This window comes from Hymenobacter citatus, assembly GCF_014333615.1.
Classification (GTDB): domain Bacteria; phylum Bacteroidota; class Bacteroidia; order Cytophagales; family Hymenobacteraceae; genus Hymenobacter; species Hymenobacter citatus.
Genome location: NZ_JACSCY010000016.1, coordinates 1 through 15,821, shown reverse-complemented (window position 1 = coordinate 15,821; position 15,821 = coordinate 1). Strand labels below are relative to the sequence as shown.

The 15,821-nt window shown below is 61.0% G+C and carries 11 protein-coding genes; 7 read left to right on the top strand and 4 right to left on the bottom strand.

Features of this window, described 5'->3' with window-relative positions; translation table 11 throughout:
* Window positions 1-189: 189 nt before the first annotated feature.
* A complete protein-coding gene (locus H8B15_RS16935) occupies window positions 190-1,026 on the top strand; it encodes a bacteriorhodopsin (protein WP_187320837.1) in 837 nt (278 codons plus the stop codon).
* Window positions 1,027-1,103: 77 nt separating this feature from the next.
* Here the strand turns inward: H8B15_RS16935 and H8B15_RS16930 are convergent, their stop codons facing one another.
* Window positions 1,104-1,910: a DUF1223 domain-containing protein gene (locus tag H8B15_RS16930; protein WP_187320836.1), complete on the bottom strand. Its 807-nt coding sequence runs from the start codon at window positions 1,908-1,910 to the stop codon at window positions 1,104-1,106.
* 322 nt (window positions 1,911-2,232) lie between these two features.
* On the opposite strand from H8B15_RS16930, the gene H8B15_RS16925 reads away from it, so the two are divergent.
* From H8B15_RS16925 to H8B15_RS16905, 5 genes are all read left to right on the top strand, one after another.
* Entirely contained in the window at window positions 2,233-3,465 is a 1,233-nt protein-coding gene (locus tag H8B15_RS16925) for a PQQ-dependent sugar dehydrogenase (protein WP_187320835.1), read from the top strand.
* 537 nt (window positions 3,466-4,002) lie between these two features.
* Window positions 4,003-7,083, top strand: a complete 3,081-nt coding sequence (locus tag H8B15_RS16920) for a SusC/RagA family TonB-linked outer membrane protein (protein ID WP_187320834.1) — start codon at window positions 4,003-4,005, stop codon at window positions 7,081-7,083.
* A 22-nt stretch (window positions 7,084-7,105) separates the two neighbouring features.
* Window positions 7,106-8,650 (top strand): RagB/SusD family nutrient uptake outer membrane protein, encoded by a 1,545-nt coding sequence (locus H8B15_RS16915; protein ID WP_187320833.1) that lies wholly within the window; start codon window positions 7,106-7,108, stop codon window positions 8,648-8,650.
* 216 nt (window positions 8,651-8,866) lie between these two features.
* Window positions 8,867-10,399 carry a glycoside hydrolase gene (locus tag H8B15_RS16910; RefSeq protein ID WP_187320832.1) on the top strand — a complete coding sequence of 511 codons (1,533 nt, stop codon included), beginning with the start codon at window positions 8,867-8,869 and terminating at the stop codon, window positions 10,397-10,399.
* 165 nt (window positions 10,400-10,564) lie between these two features.
* A complete protein-coding gene (locus tag H8B15_RS16905) occupies window positions 10,565-12,979 on the top strand; it encodes a glycoside hydrolase family 2 TIM barrel-domain containing protein (RefSeq protein WP_187320831.1) in 2,415 nt (804 codons plus the stop codon).
* 77 nt (window positions 12,980-13,056) lie between these two features.
* Here the strand turns inward: H8B15_RS16905 and H8B15_RS16900 are convergent, their stop codons facing one another.
* The 3 genes from H8B15_RS16900 to H8B15_RS16895 are packed head-to-tail and all read right to left on the bottom strand — an operon-like array spanning window position 13,057 to window position 14,427.
* Window positions 13,057-13,590: a fasciclin domain-containing protein gene (locus tag H8B15_RS16900; protein ID WP_187320830.1), complete on the bottom strand. Its 534-nt coding sequence runs from the start codon at window positions 13,588-13,590 to the stop codon at window positions 13,057-13,059.
* Window positions 13,591-13,630: 40 nt separating this feature from the next.
* Entirely contained in the window at window positions 13,631-13,861 is a 231-nt protein-coding gene (locus H8B15_RS21100) for a hypothetical protein (RefSeq protein ID WP_246455584.1), read from the bottom strand.
* Between the two features lie 26 nt (window positions 13,862-13,887).
* Entirely contained in the window at window positions 13,888-14,427 is a 540-nt protein-coding gene (locus tag H8B15_RS16895; RefSeq protein ID WP_246455582.1) for a virulence RhuM family protein, read from the bottom strand.
* A gap of 45 nt (window positions 14,428-14,472) precedes the next feature.
* Here H8B15_RS16895 and H8B15_RS16890 point away from each other — a divergent pair, with 45 nt between their 5' ends.
* Window positions 14,473-15,741, top strand: a complete 1,269-nt coding sequence (locus H8B15_RS16890; RefSeq protein WP_187320829.1) for a glycoside hydrolase family 2 TIM barrel-domain containing protein — start codon at window positions 14,473-14,475, stop codon at window positions 15,739-15,741.
* The last annotated feature ends 80 nt before the right edge of the window (window positions 15,742-15,821 follow it).

Here is a 15,821-nt window from a genome sequence, read left to right as displayed (position 1 = left end):
TAGGCAAAGCCAGAAGGAGTGCTTCTTAATCTAATTATTGAAATTCATGAAATCTTCACGAGTTTATTATTAAGTGCTTGTATAACAATAAATTATATAACAAAAATCGTTAATTTTTATTATTCGAGCAGTTGCGAAAGCGCGTAGAAGAGGGGGCAAATTCTTTCCTCCACCAAACCCTCTTCTTTCATGCACCTTTCCGACATTTTCGTGCCCACGGCGGCCAACGTAGGCGTCCTTTCCATGGTCGTGTACTTCTTTATGTTGGTGGCTATGTACGCGTTTCTGGCCAACCTCATCTTCACCCTCACCACCCACAATAGCATTGTGCCCGAGCACCGCATTACGCGGGTGATGGGCGCCATTATTGCGGCCGTGGCGGGCTTGTCGTACTACTTCATTCAGGATTACTACCGGCACATGCTGGCCGATTTGTCGGCGTTGGGCACGGAGGCGGAGCGGCAGGAACTGATCCGCACCAGCTACAACGCCATCGGGCAGTACCGCTACATGGACTGGGCCGTGACCACGCCGCTGCTGCTGCTGAAAATGGTATCGATGCTGCGCGTAGAGCCGGCTAAGGCCAAGGGCGCCATCACGGCCCTGCTGCTGGCCGACTTCTTTATGGTGCTGACCGGCTACATTGGCGAGCAGCAGCTGGATGCCGCCGGGCACATCCTGTTAGGACCAAAGCTGTTCTGGGGCGCCGTGTCCACGGTAGGCTACCTGGTGGTGCCGTTTGTGCTGTATCGCCTCTGGAGCCGCTTCAGGGAGCAAGCCAAACCCATCGAGCGCAAGTCGTTCAAAATCATTGCGCTGTCTACGGTTACCACCTGGGGCGTGTACCCGCTGGGCTACGTGCTGTCGGTGCTTGATATTGATATGAACTGGGTGCACCTGTCGTTTTCGGTGGCCGATATTGTGAACAAGGTAGGGCTGTCGGTGGTGGTGTACCTGGCCGGCAAAACCCTCCTCGACGAGCGGGTGCCCATGGAAGCCACGCAGCCAGCGTATCAGATCAACTAGCCGCCTAGCCTACCCGTAACAACCGAAAGCGCCCTGTTGCCGATTGTGCAACAGGGCGCTTTCGGTTGCCAGCGCGTCTATTGTGTAATGTCGGTACCAGCACCCAACGCCAGGCTAGCCACGCCTACCACGCGGCGCGAGGCGGTTTCTTGCACCAGCACCACGGCGCGCGCCTCCGCAGAGTGACACTGCGCGGCCAACTGGAGCGGCACCGTAGCGACGAAGCTGCCGGTGCCGTCTACCGTGCCCACGGTGCGCAAAACCCGTACGACGGGCGCGTGGCGCAGCAAGCGCCCCGCATTTTCGCCCCGCCCTACCTGCGACGACAGCCCCGCTTCGGTGAGGGCCAGCAGCACCTGGCTCTGCGTGGTGCCGGCGGGTAGGGCAGACACTTGCACGTGTACGCTGGTCGGGGTAGGGCGCGTGAGGCGAATGGTAGCGTACGGGGCCGTGGCGGCCTGCGTAATGGCCGCCGTGAGCTTCTGCCGCTGGCTGCCTACCAACTCCGCTTGGCCATTCACGACGGCCTGCGGGGTGTAGGAGCCGGTCCCGAACCGAGCCGCGTACTGCCGTTGCCGTTCCGTGAACTGCGCCGATGAGAAAGCATCTTTCCAACCCAGGCGGTTCCAATAGTCCACGTGTTCCCCCAGTGCCAGTATCTCTACGCCCGGCACCGGCTGGGTGGCAACTAATTCGCGCAACGTGGCATCGGCCGCGGGGCAGCTGGAGCAGCCCTCCGAGGTGAACAGCTCCACCACCACGGGCACGCGGGCCGCGGCTGGCAGGGTAGGAGCAGTGGTTTTGGGGGCTACCCTGCTGGCAAAGGGTAGGGCTACGCTAGCCAACACCCCCGCGCTAAGCAGCGAGAGAAAAACGGTTTTCATACACAATACACTACGAGCGAGATGCCTTGAAGACAGCACGCCGAGCTGGGTAGTTCATTGCGGCTCTCTGGCCCCGATGCACCTGCACTACAGTGTTCCTAGAGATAGGGTTGCTCCAATGCCAGGCAAGCGCACGTTACGGACGCACCGACGCCACCGTAGCGGGCGTCCGGAAAGACGTGGGCAACCTACTAGCACGGAGGAGTTTTACGACCACTTAGGCGCAGCAACGTAAAGAAGAAGTGGTAAGGCCTTATGTATTCAACGTACAAAGAGATACGAACGCGGCCGGCCAGCCGTTTACCCACTTTATCCTGCCTCTATGAAACATTGTCTGCTTCTGCTGCTTGGTTCCTCCCTGGTTTTCCTCTCGTGTTCAGATGAGAAAGAACAGGCTACCGATCCGGTGACGCCTGTTCTTACCACCGACCCGGTGGAAACCAACGCCCCCAATACCACTTATAAGCCGGCCTTCGCGGGGCAAACCCGGGTAGGCGGCGTGACTACTACCGCCAGCTACCGCGCGGAGGTCATCACGTCTTCCCTGACCAATCCGTGGGGCATCACCGGGCTACCCGATGGGCGGGTACTGGTGACCGAAAAGGCCGGGCGCATGCGCATCGTGACGGCTGCCGGTGCGGTCGGGGAGCCGATTACGGGCATTCCGGCGGTGAACCCGGCCGGGCAGGGCGGCCTGCTGGGCGTATGCCTCGACCCTGCTTTCACCACCAACCGGATGGTGTACTGGTCGTTTTCGGAAGCCCGCCCCGACGGTAACGTGACGGCCATTGCCAAGGGTAGGCTGGCAACGGACGAACGAACGATTGAAGGCGCTACCGTTATCTATCGGGCCGCGCCTGCCTACGCGGGCACCTTGCACTACGGGGGTAGGGTGGTGTTCGACCGCACCGGCAACCTGCTGGTGAGCACCGGCGAACGGTCGGACCTAGTGACCCGGCCCCAGGCGCAAGTGGTATCGTCGGCGCTGGGCAAGATTCTGCGCATCACCAAAGACGGGCGCCCGGCCCCCGGCAACCCAACGTTTGCGCAGGCGGGCGCCCTCCCCGAACTGTACTCCATCGGGCACCGGAACCCGCAGGGGCTGGCCATCCACCCCGTAACGGGCGAGGCCTGGCAGAGTGAGCACGGCCCCCGCGGCGGCGACGAAATCAACCGCCTGCAAGCGGGTGCCAACTACGGCTGGCCCACCATCACCTACGGCATCGAGTACAGCGGGCAGCCCATCGGCAGCAGCATTCAGCAGCAAGAAGGCTTGCAACAGCCTGTGTACTACTGGGACCCGGTGGTGTCGCCCAGCGGCATGACTTTCTATAGCGGCAACCGCGTAGCGGAGTGGCAGAACAACCTGTTTATCGGCTCGCTCAGCGGCATGCATCTCATCCGCCTGGTTATCGATAGCAACAACCGGGTGGTAGGCGAAGAGCGGTTGCTGGCAAACGAGGGGCAGCGGTTCCGGGCCGTGACCCAGGGTAGCGACGGCGCCCTGTACGCCATCACCGACCAGGGCCGCCTGTATCGCATCGACAAATCGTAGTGCGCCGCTGCCCTCCCGCGCAGCGAGGGTAGGGGGCAACGCTGCTCCCAACACCTGCTCCTGACGAACGGAAAATAGCCGTTTGTCAGGAGCATTTTTCGTTTGGCCGAACCGGCAACGGCTGCCTGAGATGAAGCTGTGCGGGCTTGCGTTGGCACCGCAAATTGTTGGGGGTGGCTGGCCTTGGCGTACAGGTAGGCGTGCGGATAAACCCGTCTCGCACCGGTGCGCCGCACGGGTCAAATAGGCCCTGAATGGCCTGATTACGGGGTATTTGTATAAAATGACCCCGCTTTTTCACGAGAATGTACCCACCCATAACCAGGGCGAGCCGGTAGCTTTGTCCCAAGAATCACGCCGGTTGGACATTCCTTGCAATCGATTGTGTTCGGCTTGCGCACCCCACGCAAAAGCCGCCGTGCGCAGCGCCGTTGCGCCTGCAACGCCAGAGGCCACCCAAGGGTGAACCGCAGCCAACACCCCGTAGCAGCCGATGATCTTGCCAGTACTTTTCTTTCTCTCAACCCACCTTATCGTATGAAAAACTTTCTACCCCCGCGATGGTACGCCGCGTGCCTGTTATTCCTGCTGTGCGTCTGTTCGCTGACAACCGCCTTTGCTCAGTCGGCCACTGTGCGCGGTACTGTGCGCGATGAAACAGGCGCCAATCTCCCCGGCGTAACAGTGCTCCTAAAAGGCACCACTACCGGCACCGCCACCGGCTCCGATGGTAACTTCACCCTCGATGTACCCAACGCCGGCACTGGCGTGCTGCAATTCTCCTTTGTGGGCTACAAGCAGCAGGAGGTAACTGTTGGCGGCCGCACCAACATCAACGTGACGCTGGCCGCCGACAACCAGGTGATGTCGGAAGTGGTGGTGGTGGGCTACGGCTCGCAGGAAAAGCGCACCCTCACCAACGCCGTGACGACGGTGCAAGGCGAGGAGCTGAGCAAGCTGACCGTGGCCGACGTGGGTAGCGCCCTGCAAGGCAAAGCCGCCGGCGTAACGGTGGTAGGCGCGGGCTCGGAGCCCGGCGCGGCCCCGCAAATCCTGATTCGGGGTATTTCGACCATCAACGGCAACAGCCCGCTCTACGTGGTAGACGGCCTGCCGGTAGCCAATATCGACTACCTCAACCCCAAGGATATTGCTACCCTGAGCGTGCTGAAGGATGCGGCCTCGGCGGCTATCTACGGTTCGCGGGCAGCCAATGGCGTGGTGCTGATTACCACCAAAGCCGGCACCAAGGGCGAGCCGCGCATCACGGTAGACGGAACCTTCGGCGTGTCCAACCCTACCAACGTGCCCGATATGGCCTCGGCCAGTGAGTACGCCCGCATCATGAACCTAGCGGCAGCCAACTCCGGCAACCCTGCTGTGTACCCCAACCCCGAGCAGTACACCGAAACCACCAACTGGTGGAAGCAGATTGCCCGCCGCGGCATCACGCAGAACTACTCGGTGGGCCTCTCCGGCGGCAGCGACCGGGTGGTGTACTCCACCGGCCTGAGCTACTTCAAGGAGCGTGGGCTGGTGCAGGGGTCGGATTTTGACCGCCTGGCGCTGCGCATGAAATCGGAATACCAGGCCACCAAGCGCCTGAAAATAGGGGAGGACTTCAACATCTCGATGACCTCGCGCAACTACCTCAACAGCGGCTCGCTGTTCCGCGACGCTTTCAACGACGACCCCATCACGCCCGCCCGCGTGGCTGGCACCTCCGGCAACCCCTACGACTACTACGGCGCCTCGCCTACCGACGTGGGCAACCCCCTGGCCACGGTGGAGCGCAACGACGACAAGCGCAAGCAGTACTTCTTGGTGGGCACCGTGTACGCCAACTACGAATTCATTCCGGGTCTGATTGCTGAAACGCGCTTTGGTACCAACAACAACGTGTACCGCCGCAACAACTTCAACCCGTTTTACACCATCGACGCCAACGAGCGCAACCAGGTGAACTCGGTGGTGCGGGAGCACAACATTGAAATCAACTGGAACAACACCAACACGCTGAACTACACCCACGCCTTTGGCGACCACAACGTGTCGGCGCTGGCGGCCGTGACTTTGGAGCGTTTCCAGACGAATACAGAATACACCTCGGGCCAGGGCATTCCTAGCAACGACCCCAGCCTGCGCTACCCCGACGCGGCCACCACGGGCTTCGCTATTGGCGGCAACACCTTCACCAACACCATTGCCTCGCTGATTGGGCGCGTGAACTACGATTACCGCGGCAAGTACCTGCTGGGCGCCAGCATCCGCCGCGACGGCGCCTCGGTATTCCCCACGGACAACCGCTGGGGTACGTTCCCGTCGGTGTCGGTGGGCTGGCTGGTGTCGGAGGAGAGCTTCCTGAAAAACCAGAACGCCCTGAACTTTGCCAAGCTGCGCGCCAGCTGGGGCCGGGTAGGCAACCAGAATATTGCCAGCCTGACCAACAGCGCCTACACCGGCACCATTGGCAAAACCTACTACGTGACCGGCCCCGACCGCACCCTGCAACTGGGCGCCATCCAGGGCAACGTGCCCAACCCCAACGTGAAGTGGGAAACCGTGGAGGACTACGACATTGGCGTGGACCTGGGTCTGTTGCAAAACCGTCTGACCTTGACCGCCGACGTGTTCCGCCGCAACACCTACGACATGCTCATGTTCCAGGCCATTCCGGGCCATGCGGGCTACGGCTACAACAGCCCCGTAACCAACGTGGGTAGCATGAATACCAACGGCCTCGACTTCACGGTGGGCTACGCCGAAACCAAGGGCGACTTTACCTACGGCCTGAGCGTGAATGCCACCCGCGCCATCAGCAAGATTGACAAACTAGCCAACGGCCAGGCCATCTACTCCGGCAACACGCCCATCTTCGGACGCCCTTCTAAAACCGAGGAAGGCGGCTACGTGGGCGGGTTCTACGGCTACGAAAACACCGGTATTTTCCAGAACCAGGGCGATATAGACGCCTACCGCTCGGCCTCGGGCACGCTGATTCAGCCCAACGCCAAGCCCGGCGACTTCCGCTTTGCCGACCTCAACGGCGACGGCGTGATTGACGAGAAAGACCAGAAGTACATCGGCAACCCTACCCCCGATCTGACTTTCGGCGTGAACCTGACCATGGGCTACAAGGGCTTCGACCTGCAAGCCGCCCTCATCGGCAGCCTCGGCAACGACATCGTGAACGCCAACAAAGGCTGGTGGTACTCGGGTAGCTACAACTACAACAAGATTGCCGGCCTCGAAAACATGGCGTGGAGCGGCGAAGGCACTTCCAACACGGTGCCCCGCATTGTAGCCAACGACAACAACCAGAACCTCACGCGCTTCTCCAACTTCTACGTGGAAAACGGCTCCTACGCCCGCTTGCGCAACTTGCAGCTCGGCTACACCTTCACCAAGGGCGTAAACACCATGCTGCACACCAGCAGCCTGCGCCTCTACGTGAGTGCCCAAAACCTGCTGACCTTCACCAACTACAGCGGCGTGGACCCCGAAATCGGGTACGGCCGCTCCTACACCGACGGCGCCTCGGCCTTGAACCGCGGCGTAGACCTGGGCAATTACCCCACAGCCCGCACCTTCCTGGTAGGCGCCAACATCGGCTTCTAATCCATTCCCACCGCACTGTATCATGAAAAATATCCGCATTACCCTTACCCTGATGCTTGGGCTTGGCCTGGGCCTGCAAGGCTGCGAATCGTTCTTGGACAAGCCCCCGCAGGGCCAGCAGAACGTGAACAACTACTACGCCACCGCCGAGGAATGCAAGGCGGCCGTGATGGGCTGCTACGCCCTGGCCGACCAGGATGGCTGGTGGAAGATTGACCGCACGCGCATGTTTGGCGATGCCGGCTCCGACGACGCCTGGAAGGGCAACGCCATTGCCGGTGACCAGCGCGAGTTCGGCGACTTTGCCCGCTTCTTCTGGCTGCCCAACAACGAGTGGTTCGACAACCGCTACACCCACATCTACCAGTCCATCGGCAACTGCAACGCGGCGCTGGTAGGCATTGAGTCGGCCCCCATCGACAACACGCTCAAGCAGCAGTTGCTGGGCGAGGTGAAGTTTATCCGGGCCTACAACTACTTTGAGCTGGTGAAAGGCTACGGCGGCGTGCCGCTGGTGCTCACGCCCGTAACGCCCAGCGAGTCGGTAACGCTGAAGCGGGCTACCGCCGCCGAAGTGTATGCGCAGGTAATCAAAGACTTGCAGGAAGCCGCCGCCGTGCTGCCCGCCAAGAGTGCCCGCGCCACCGCCGACCTGGGCCGCGCCACCAAAGGCGCCGCCAATGGCTACCTGGCCAAAGCCTACCTCTACACCGAGCAGTGGGCCCAGGCCCAGCAGGCCGCCGAAACGGTGATGGCCTCCAACGAGTACAACCTGAGCACCGACTTCAGCAACATCTGGACCGTGGGCAACGTGAACGGGCCGGAGTCGCTGTTTGAGCTGAATTACAGCGCCAACCAAACCTTCGGGGTAGGCACCGCCCTCACGGTAGTGCAACGTAGCCGCGCCGATGGTGGCTGGGGGTTCAATACGCCATCCAGCAACCTGGAGCAGGCTTTTGTGCGCGAAAACGACCCGCGCCGGTCGTGGACCATCATCAAGCAGGGCGACAACGTGGGGGCCAAAACCGCCAACTTTGACTACTCCAGCTACGACACCAAGCTCTCGGAAAACGAGTCGGGTCGCATCAGCCGCAAGACGTTCCTCCCCCTGGCCGACCGCCCGGCCAACGAGCTGGACCACGGCCCCCTCAACCGCATTGAGCTGCGCTACGCCGATCTGCTGCTGATGCACGCCGAGGCCTCGTACCGGCTGGGACAGGAGGCTAAGGCCCTGTCGTCGCTGAACATGGTGCGGGCCCGCGCCAACCGCTTGCAGCCCGGCACGGTGCTGCCGCGCACCTCCTCGGGCACGGCCCTGCTGAATCATATCTGGCTGGAGCGCCGCCTGGAGCTGGCCATGGAAGGCCACCGCTACTACGACCTGGTGCGCCAGAAGCGCCTGGTGGCTGTGATGCAGGCCTTCAACGCTGCCCAGCTCACCAGCACCGACCCCTACGACAAGGGCAAAGTGAAAGACCAGATTTCGGAAAAGAACAACCTGTTCCCAATTCCAACCACGCAGATTCAGCTGTCGGGTGGCAACGTAGTGCAGAACCCAGGGTATTAAGTGGAAGAGGGGTAGAGACACAATATTTTGTGTCTCCTCGTTGCTGAGGTTGTTTACTTGTTCCGAATTGCGGACGCTGCAAAGACCAAGCATCCGCCAGTTGTTCAACGACGAGACACAAGATGTTGTGTCTCTACTTCCAAACAGTCGGCTCACCCCAGTAGGTCGCGCAGGGCGCGCATCTACTGGGGTGATGAGCGTTTTTACGAATAGCTTATGAAAAACCTACCCTCTTACCTGGTAGCTACTCTGCTGCTTACGGCCGCCGCGGCCCGCGGCCAGGCACCCGTTACCGTCACCCTCGACCCCACTAAAACCTACCAGACCATCGACAACTTCAGCGCCTCCGATGCGTGGTCGTGCCAGTTTGTGGGGCAGTGGCCCGAGGCCAAAAAGAACGCCATGGCCGACTGGCTGTTCAGCACCGAGGTAGGCCCCGGTGGGCAGCCCAAGGGCATTGGCCTGTCGATGTGGCGGTTCAACATCGGGGCGGGTAGCGCGCAGCAGGGCGAGCAAAGCGGTATCAAGGATGAGTGGCGCCGCGCCGAGTCGTTTTTGACTTCGGCCAACACCTACGACTGGACCAAGCAGGCCGGCCAGATGTGGTTTCTGAAAGCGGCGCAGCAGCGGGGCGTTCGGCAGTTTTTGGGCTTCCTGTACAGCCCGCCCGTGCAGTACACCGTCAACGGTAAAGCCTACGCCACCGACGCCCACACCAACCTGGCCCCCGAGCACTACGCCGACGCGGCCGCCTACATGGCCAACGTGGTAGCCGGCGTGCAGCAAGTCACCGGCATCACCTTCGACTACCTCAGCCCCGTAAACGAGCCCCAATGGGATTGGAGCGACGGCGGCCAGGAAGGCACGCCTTTCCGCAACGCGGAAATTGCGGGCCTCACCAAAGCCCTGAATGCGCAGCTGGTGCAGCAACGCCTGCCTACCAAGATTCTGCTGGCCGAAGCGGGCAAGCTGAATTACCTGCTGGCCACAGAAGATAAACCCGAGCGCGGCAACCAAATCGACGCGTTTTTCAAGCCCGGCTCGCCTACCTACGTGGGCGACTTGCCGCGCGTGGTCCCCATCATAGCTGGGCACAGCTACTTCACCACCTCGCCCTACCCCCAGGCGGTAGCCGTGCGGCAGCAGCTGGCCGAGAAGGTGCTGCAGGTGCCGGGCCTGCGTTACTGGCAGTCGGAATACTGCATCCTAGGCGACAACGCGGGCGAAATCAACGGCAGTAAACGCGACCTGGGCATGGCGCCCGCGCTATACCTGGCGCGCACCATCCACACCGATCTGGCCATCGCCAACGCGGCGGCCTGGCAGTGGTGGGTAGCCATTTCGCCTTACGAATACAAAGACGGCCTCATCTACATCGACCGCAACAAAACCGACGGCAAATACTACGACAGCAAAATGCTGTGGGCGCTGGGCAACTACAGCCGATTTGTGCGTCCCGGCGCCGTGCGCGTAGCGGCGGATGTAGCCACGAAGCCTACCCCGGAGCAGCAACTATTGGTATCGGCCTATCGTGATGCGGCCGGCAAGCAGTTGGTGGTGGTGGTCGTCAACTCGGGCAAAGATGTGGCGGCGCTGAACGTGCAGCTTGGCCGGAAATTCTGGCGGCCGCAGCGTGCCTACGTCACCTCGGCCACGGCCAATCTGGCGCCTACCCCCGCGCCGCGTGCCCGGCAGCCGGTGCAGGTGGCACCGCAGTCGATTACTACCCTTGTCGGCAACTTTCGCTAAGTGTCACCAACAGACCGTCAGAACGTCATGCTGAGCTTGTCGAAGCATCTCGCGTGCTGATGTTGAATACTATCTAGCATCAGCACGCGAGATGCTTCGACAAGCTCAGCATGACAGGCGGTTTTCTATATGAATAGCATATAATAACGCCATAATTCCTTTCCCATGACCAGTAAATTCCTACTTGCGCTGCTTTTCGTGTGGGGCTGGCTCGCCTCCACAAACGTCCGCGCGCAAGACCGCCACACGCTCCTATTCAACGACGATTGGCACTTTCACAAGGGCAACGTGGCCGCCGGCGAAACGCCGGCCCTCGACGACCACGCCTGGCGCACCGTGCTGCTCCCCCACGATTGGAGCATCGAAGGACCATTCAGCCAGGAGTGGGCCAGCGCCACGGCTTTTCTGCCCGGCGGGGTAGGCTGGTACCGCAAGTCGTTTGCGGTGCCCGCCGAGCTGCGCGGCCAGCAGGTGTTCGTGTACTTCGATGGCGTATATAAGAACAGCGAGGTCTGGCTGAATGGTCACTCCCTAGGCAAGCGCCCCAGCGGTTTCGCCTCCTTCGAGTACGAGCTGACGCCCTACCTAAACCTGCAGGGCAAGAACGTGCTGGCCGTGCGCGTAGACCACAGCCAAGTGGCCGACTCGCGCTGGTACACCGGCTCGGGCATCTATCGCAACGTGTACCTGGTAGGCACCGCGCCCGTGCACGTGGCGCGGTGGGGGGTAGGCTTTACTACGCCTGAAGTGTCGGCGGCCGAAGCTACGGGCCAGGTGACGGTAGCCGTTACCAACGCCAGCTCGGCGGTTACGCCGGTATTAGTAAAAGCTATTCTCTCAGATGCCAAGGGCAAGGTAGTAGCCACTACGCAGCAGCAGGTGCAGGCCCAGCCCGGCACCGATACGCCGGCTGCCCTCACGCTGCACATCGGCCGGCCTACCTTGTGGTCGGTGGAGAACCCCTACCTCTACAAGCTGCGCGTGGCGCTGGAGGTGCAGGGCAAGCCCCTGGATACGGTGGAGGAAGAGGTAGGCGTGCGCACCATTCGGTTTGATGCGGCGCAGGGCTTTTTCCTGAATGGTAAGAACACCAAGCTCAAAGGCGTGTGCCTGCACGACGATGCCGGCGCGCTGGGCGTAGCCGTGCCCGCCGAGGTGTGGGAGCGGCGCCTGAAATCGTTGAAGGAAGTAGGCTGCAACTCCATACGCATGAGCCACAACCCCCACGCCGACTACTTCTACACGCTCTGCGACCGGCTGGGCTTCCTGGTAATGGACGAGGCCTTTGACGAGTGGGAGGTAGGCAAAAACAAGTGGGTGGAAGGCTGGAACGTGGGCACGCCGGCTAAGTTCGGCTCGCACGAGCACTTCCAGGAGTGGGCCGACCGCGACCTGCGCGACATGATCCTGCGCAACCGTAACCGGCCTTCTATCATTATGTGGAGCATCGGCAACGAAATCGACTACCCCAACGACCCCTACTCCCACGAGGTGCTGAACACCGGTCGCAACCCGCAGATTTACGGCAAAGGCTACCTGCCCGACCACCCGCCGGCTAGTCGGCTGGGCGAGCTGGCCCGGCACCTGGTGGCGGTAGCCAAGCAGTACGACACCTCGCGGCCCATCACGGCGGCGCTGGCGGGCGTGGTGATGTCCAACTTCACCGACTACCCCGCCGTGCTCGACGTGGTGGGCTACAATTACCAGGAGTTTCGCTACCCCGAAGACCACCAGAAGTACCCCAACCGCATCATCTACGGCAGCGAAAACGGCATGGGCCGCGACGCCTGGGCGGCCGTCGATACCAACGCCTACATCTCGGCCCAATACCTCTGGACCGGCATCGACTACCTCGGCGAGGCGGGCAAGTGGCCCCAGCGCAGCAATGGCGCGGGCCTGCTGGACCTGGCCGGCTTCCCGAAACCCGAGTACTACTTCCGCCAAAGCCTCTGGACCACCCAGCCCATGGCCTACGTGGCCGCTGCTCCCGCGCCCACAGCCGGCAGCTCGACCAACGTGAGCCACCGCCGGCTGCAACCCTCCTGGAACTGGCCCGCGGGCGAGCAGGTGCGGGTGGTAGGCTTCACCAACTGCGAGGCGGCCGAGCTGTTTGTCAACGGAAAATCACTGGGTCGTAAGCAGGGTAGGGAGGTGTACTGGGACGTGCCCTACCAGCCGGGAACTGTCTTGCTCAAAGGCTACAACCAAGGCAAAGAGGCCAGCCGCGCCGAGCTGCGCACAGCCGCCGCGCCGCACGCCCTGCACGCCACCGCCTACCACACCAAGCTGGCCGCCAGCACCCACGAGCTGGCGCAACTTGCCGTAACTATAGTCGACAAGCAGGGCAACCCGGTGCCCGATGCAGCCAACGAAGTAACGGTATCGGTACAGGGACCCGGCCGGGTAGTAGGCATCGAAAGCGGCGACCTGGCCAGCCACGAGAACTACCAGGCCCCGCAACACCGGGCCTACCACGGCAAGCTGCTGGTGTTTGTGCAGCCCATGGCCGCCGGGAATATCACGGTGCAGATGCAGGCGCCGGGGCTGCAAAGTCGGCAAATAAGGCTGCAAGCGAAGTAGCAGCAGCCCCAGGCATAAAAAGGCCCGGCGGGTAGTACTACCGCCGGGCCTTTTTAGATAGAAAGTTGAATGTCAGCCTACTTTGTGGGCATCAGCACCGCATCAACGGACTGCACAATGCCATTGGAGGCAATGATGTCGGTGTTTACCACGTTGGCGGTGTTGCCTTTGGCGTCTTTAATCATAATAGATTTGCCCTGGCGCATCACCGTGAGCTTTTCGCCCTGCACGGTAGTCAGCGTCTGACCGTCTTTGAGGTTGGCGGCCAGGTAGCTGCCGGGCACCACGTGGTAGGAAATGAGCAGGGCCAGCTGCTTTTTGTTGGCCGGCTTCAGCAGCTCGTCGAGCTTGCCGCTGGGCAGTTTATTGAAGGCCGCGTCGGTCGGCGCAAACACAGTGTACTTGGTGGTGCCGCGGGCTTTCTCGTCGAGGCCGGCGGCTTTCACAGCTTTCATCAGGGTGTTGTGGTTGGTCGACAGCCGCGACATATTCAGCAGATTGCCGTTGGCCTGGGCGGTAACCGGGGCGTCGGTCTGGGCGAAGGCCGTTGTATCGAGGCCAGCCACCAGCAACCCGCAGCAAAGGGCAGAAGTAAAGAGTAGCTTTTTCATAGGTGTGTGAGGGGTTTATAAAGAGCTTGTATCTATATACTTACGAGGAGGGTAGGATAGGGTTGGTATAGGAATATGGCCCTGCCGGCGTAGCCAGTAGGCGGGAGTTATTTTCCTGGTTGATCAGGTTTACCACCAGCGTCACCATCGTGTCTTTGTCTTCGGGTTTGCTTTCGGCGATGAGTAGGGTAAGGGCCACCAGGGCGTTGTCGGCGAGGCGGCGGGAGCCGTCGGGCTTGTAGAGGCACTGGTTGCGGTCCAGAAACCACACGAACAGGAAGGCCGCAATGCGCTTAGCTACGCTGACCTTCGATTGCCCAGCACCCGCAGCAGCGCCCCCGACTCGGCGGTGGTTAGCTCCTGGGTAGCGGCGATGTCGACTTGCAACTGCACTAGGCGCTTGAGGTCGTTCAGCTGGCGGCTACTCTCGCGTAGGCGCTGCTCGTTGAAGGCGTAGCCCTGCACCAGGTACTGGCGCAAAACCTGGGTAGCCCACTGCCGGAAGTGCGTGCCCCGCAGCGACTTCACCCGATATCCGACGGAGATAATCACGTCGAGATTGTAGTGTTTGACGCGGTAGCTTTTGCCATCGGCGGCAGTTGTCAAGGACTCCTTGACAACTGCCGTTTCATCCAGTTCGCTTTCCTTGAAAAGATTGCGAACGTGTAGGCTGACGTTCTGTTTGGTTGTATCAAACAAATCCGTCATCTGCGCCTGCGTCAGCCATACGGTTTCGTTCTGGAGCTGTACGTGCAGCTGGGCCTGCCCATCAGGCAACTGGTACAGCAGGATTTCTGGGTGGTAGACATAAATAAGAATAGGAGGAAATATGGGCAAAATACGACTAAATTTAGGAGCCCTACGTTCCATTCCCTACCCAATATGAAAGCCTACCTTACCCTTACCCTGCTTTCTCTGACCACGGCCGCCCAGGCTCAAACGAAGCCTATCAAGGTAGAAGTGAAACAAGCCAACGGCCGCTACGAACTGCTACGCGGTGGCCAGCCCTACTTTATTAAAGGCGCCGGTGGCGGGCAGTTTCCCGAGCGCGTGAAAGCCTATAGTGGCAACTCCATCCGCACCTGGAGCACCAACGGCGCCGACAAGGTGCTGGCTGAAGCCAATAAGAACGGCCTCACTGTGATGATGGGTCTCGACGTGGCCCGCGAGCGGCACGGCTTCAACTACGATGACCCACAGGCCGTGGCCAAGCAGCTGCAAAAGGTGCGCGCCGAGGTGCTGAAGTACAAAGACAACCCGGCCGTGCTGTTCTGGGGCATCGGCAACGAGCTGAATCTGGAGTACAAGAACCCCAAAGTGTGGGATGCCGTGCAGCAGATTGCCCAAATGATTCACGAAGTAGACCCCAACCACCCCACCAGCACCGTGCTGGCGGGCCTCAACCAAAAGGAAGTCGACTACATCAAAGCCAAATGCCCGGCCGTGGACATCCTCAGCATCAATACCTACGCCGGGCTGGCCGCTATTCCGCAGCAGGTACGCGCCACCGGCTGGACCGGCCCCTACGTGGTGGCCGAGTGGGGCCCCACCGGCCACTGGGAAAGCCCCGTGACGCCCTGGAAAGCCTCGGTGGAAGAAACCAGCAGCCAGAAAGCCGCCGTGTACAAGAGCCGCTACGAGGCCTCGGTGGCGAAGGACAAAACTCAGTGCCTAGGTACCTACGTGTTTTTGTGGGGGCAAAAGCAGGAGCGCACGCCTACCTGGTATGGCATCTTTACGGAGGATGGCAAGGAGTCGGAAGTGGTGGATGTGATGCAGTACCTGTGGAGTGGCAAGTGGCCACAGAACCGCGCCCCGCACCTGGCCGCGTTCCGCCTCAACGGCAAGCTGGCAACCGATTCGGTGTACCTGGAGCCCAACCGCCCCTACACGGCCCTAGCCACCGTCACGGACCCCGACAAAGACCCGCTGACCTACCGCTGGGAACTGCTGCCGGAAAGCACCGACCTCAAATCCGGCGGTGACCGGGAAAGCCGGCCTGCTCCTATTAAGGGCCTGATTCCGGCCAATGCCAAGGGGCAGACTACTCTAAAAGCTCCTGCTACGGAAGGCGCCTACCGGCTGTTCGTGTACGCTTACGACGGACACGACAACGTAGCAACGGCCAATATTCCATTTTATGTGAAGTAGTGAAATGGTGAGTGGTGAGTTTGTGAAGTTGTGAATGGTGAAAAAAGCGTGTGTCATCCTGAGCTTGCGAAGGACCTTAT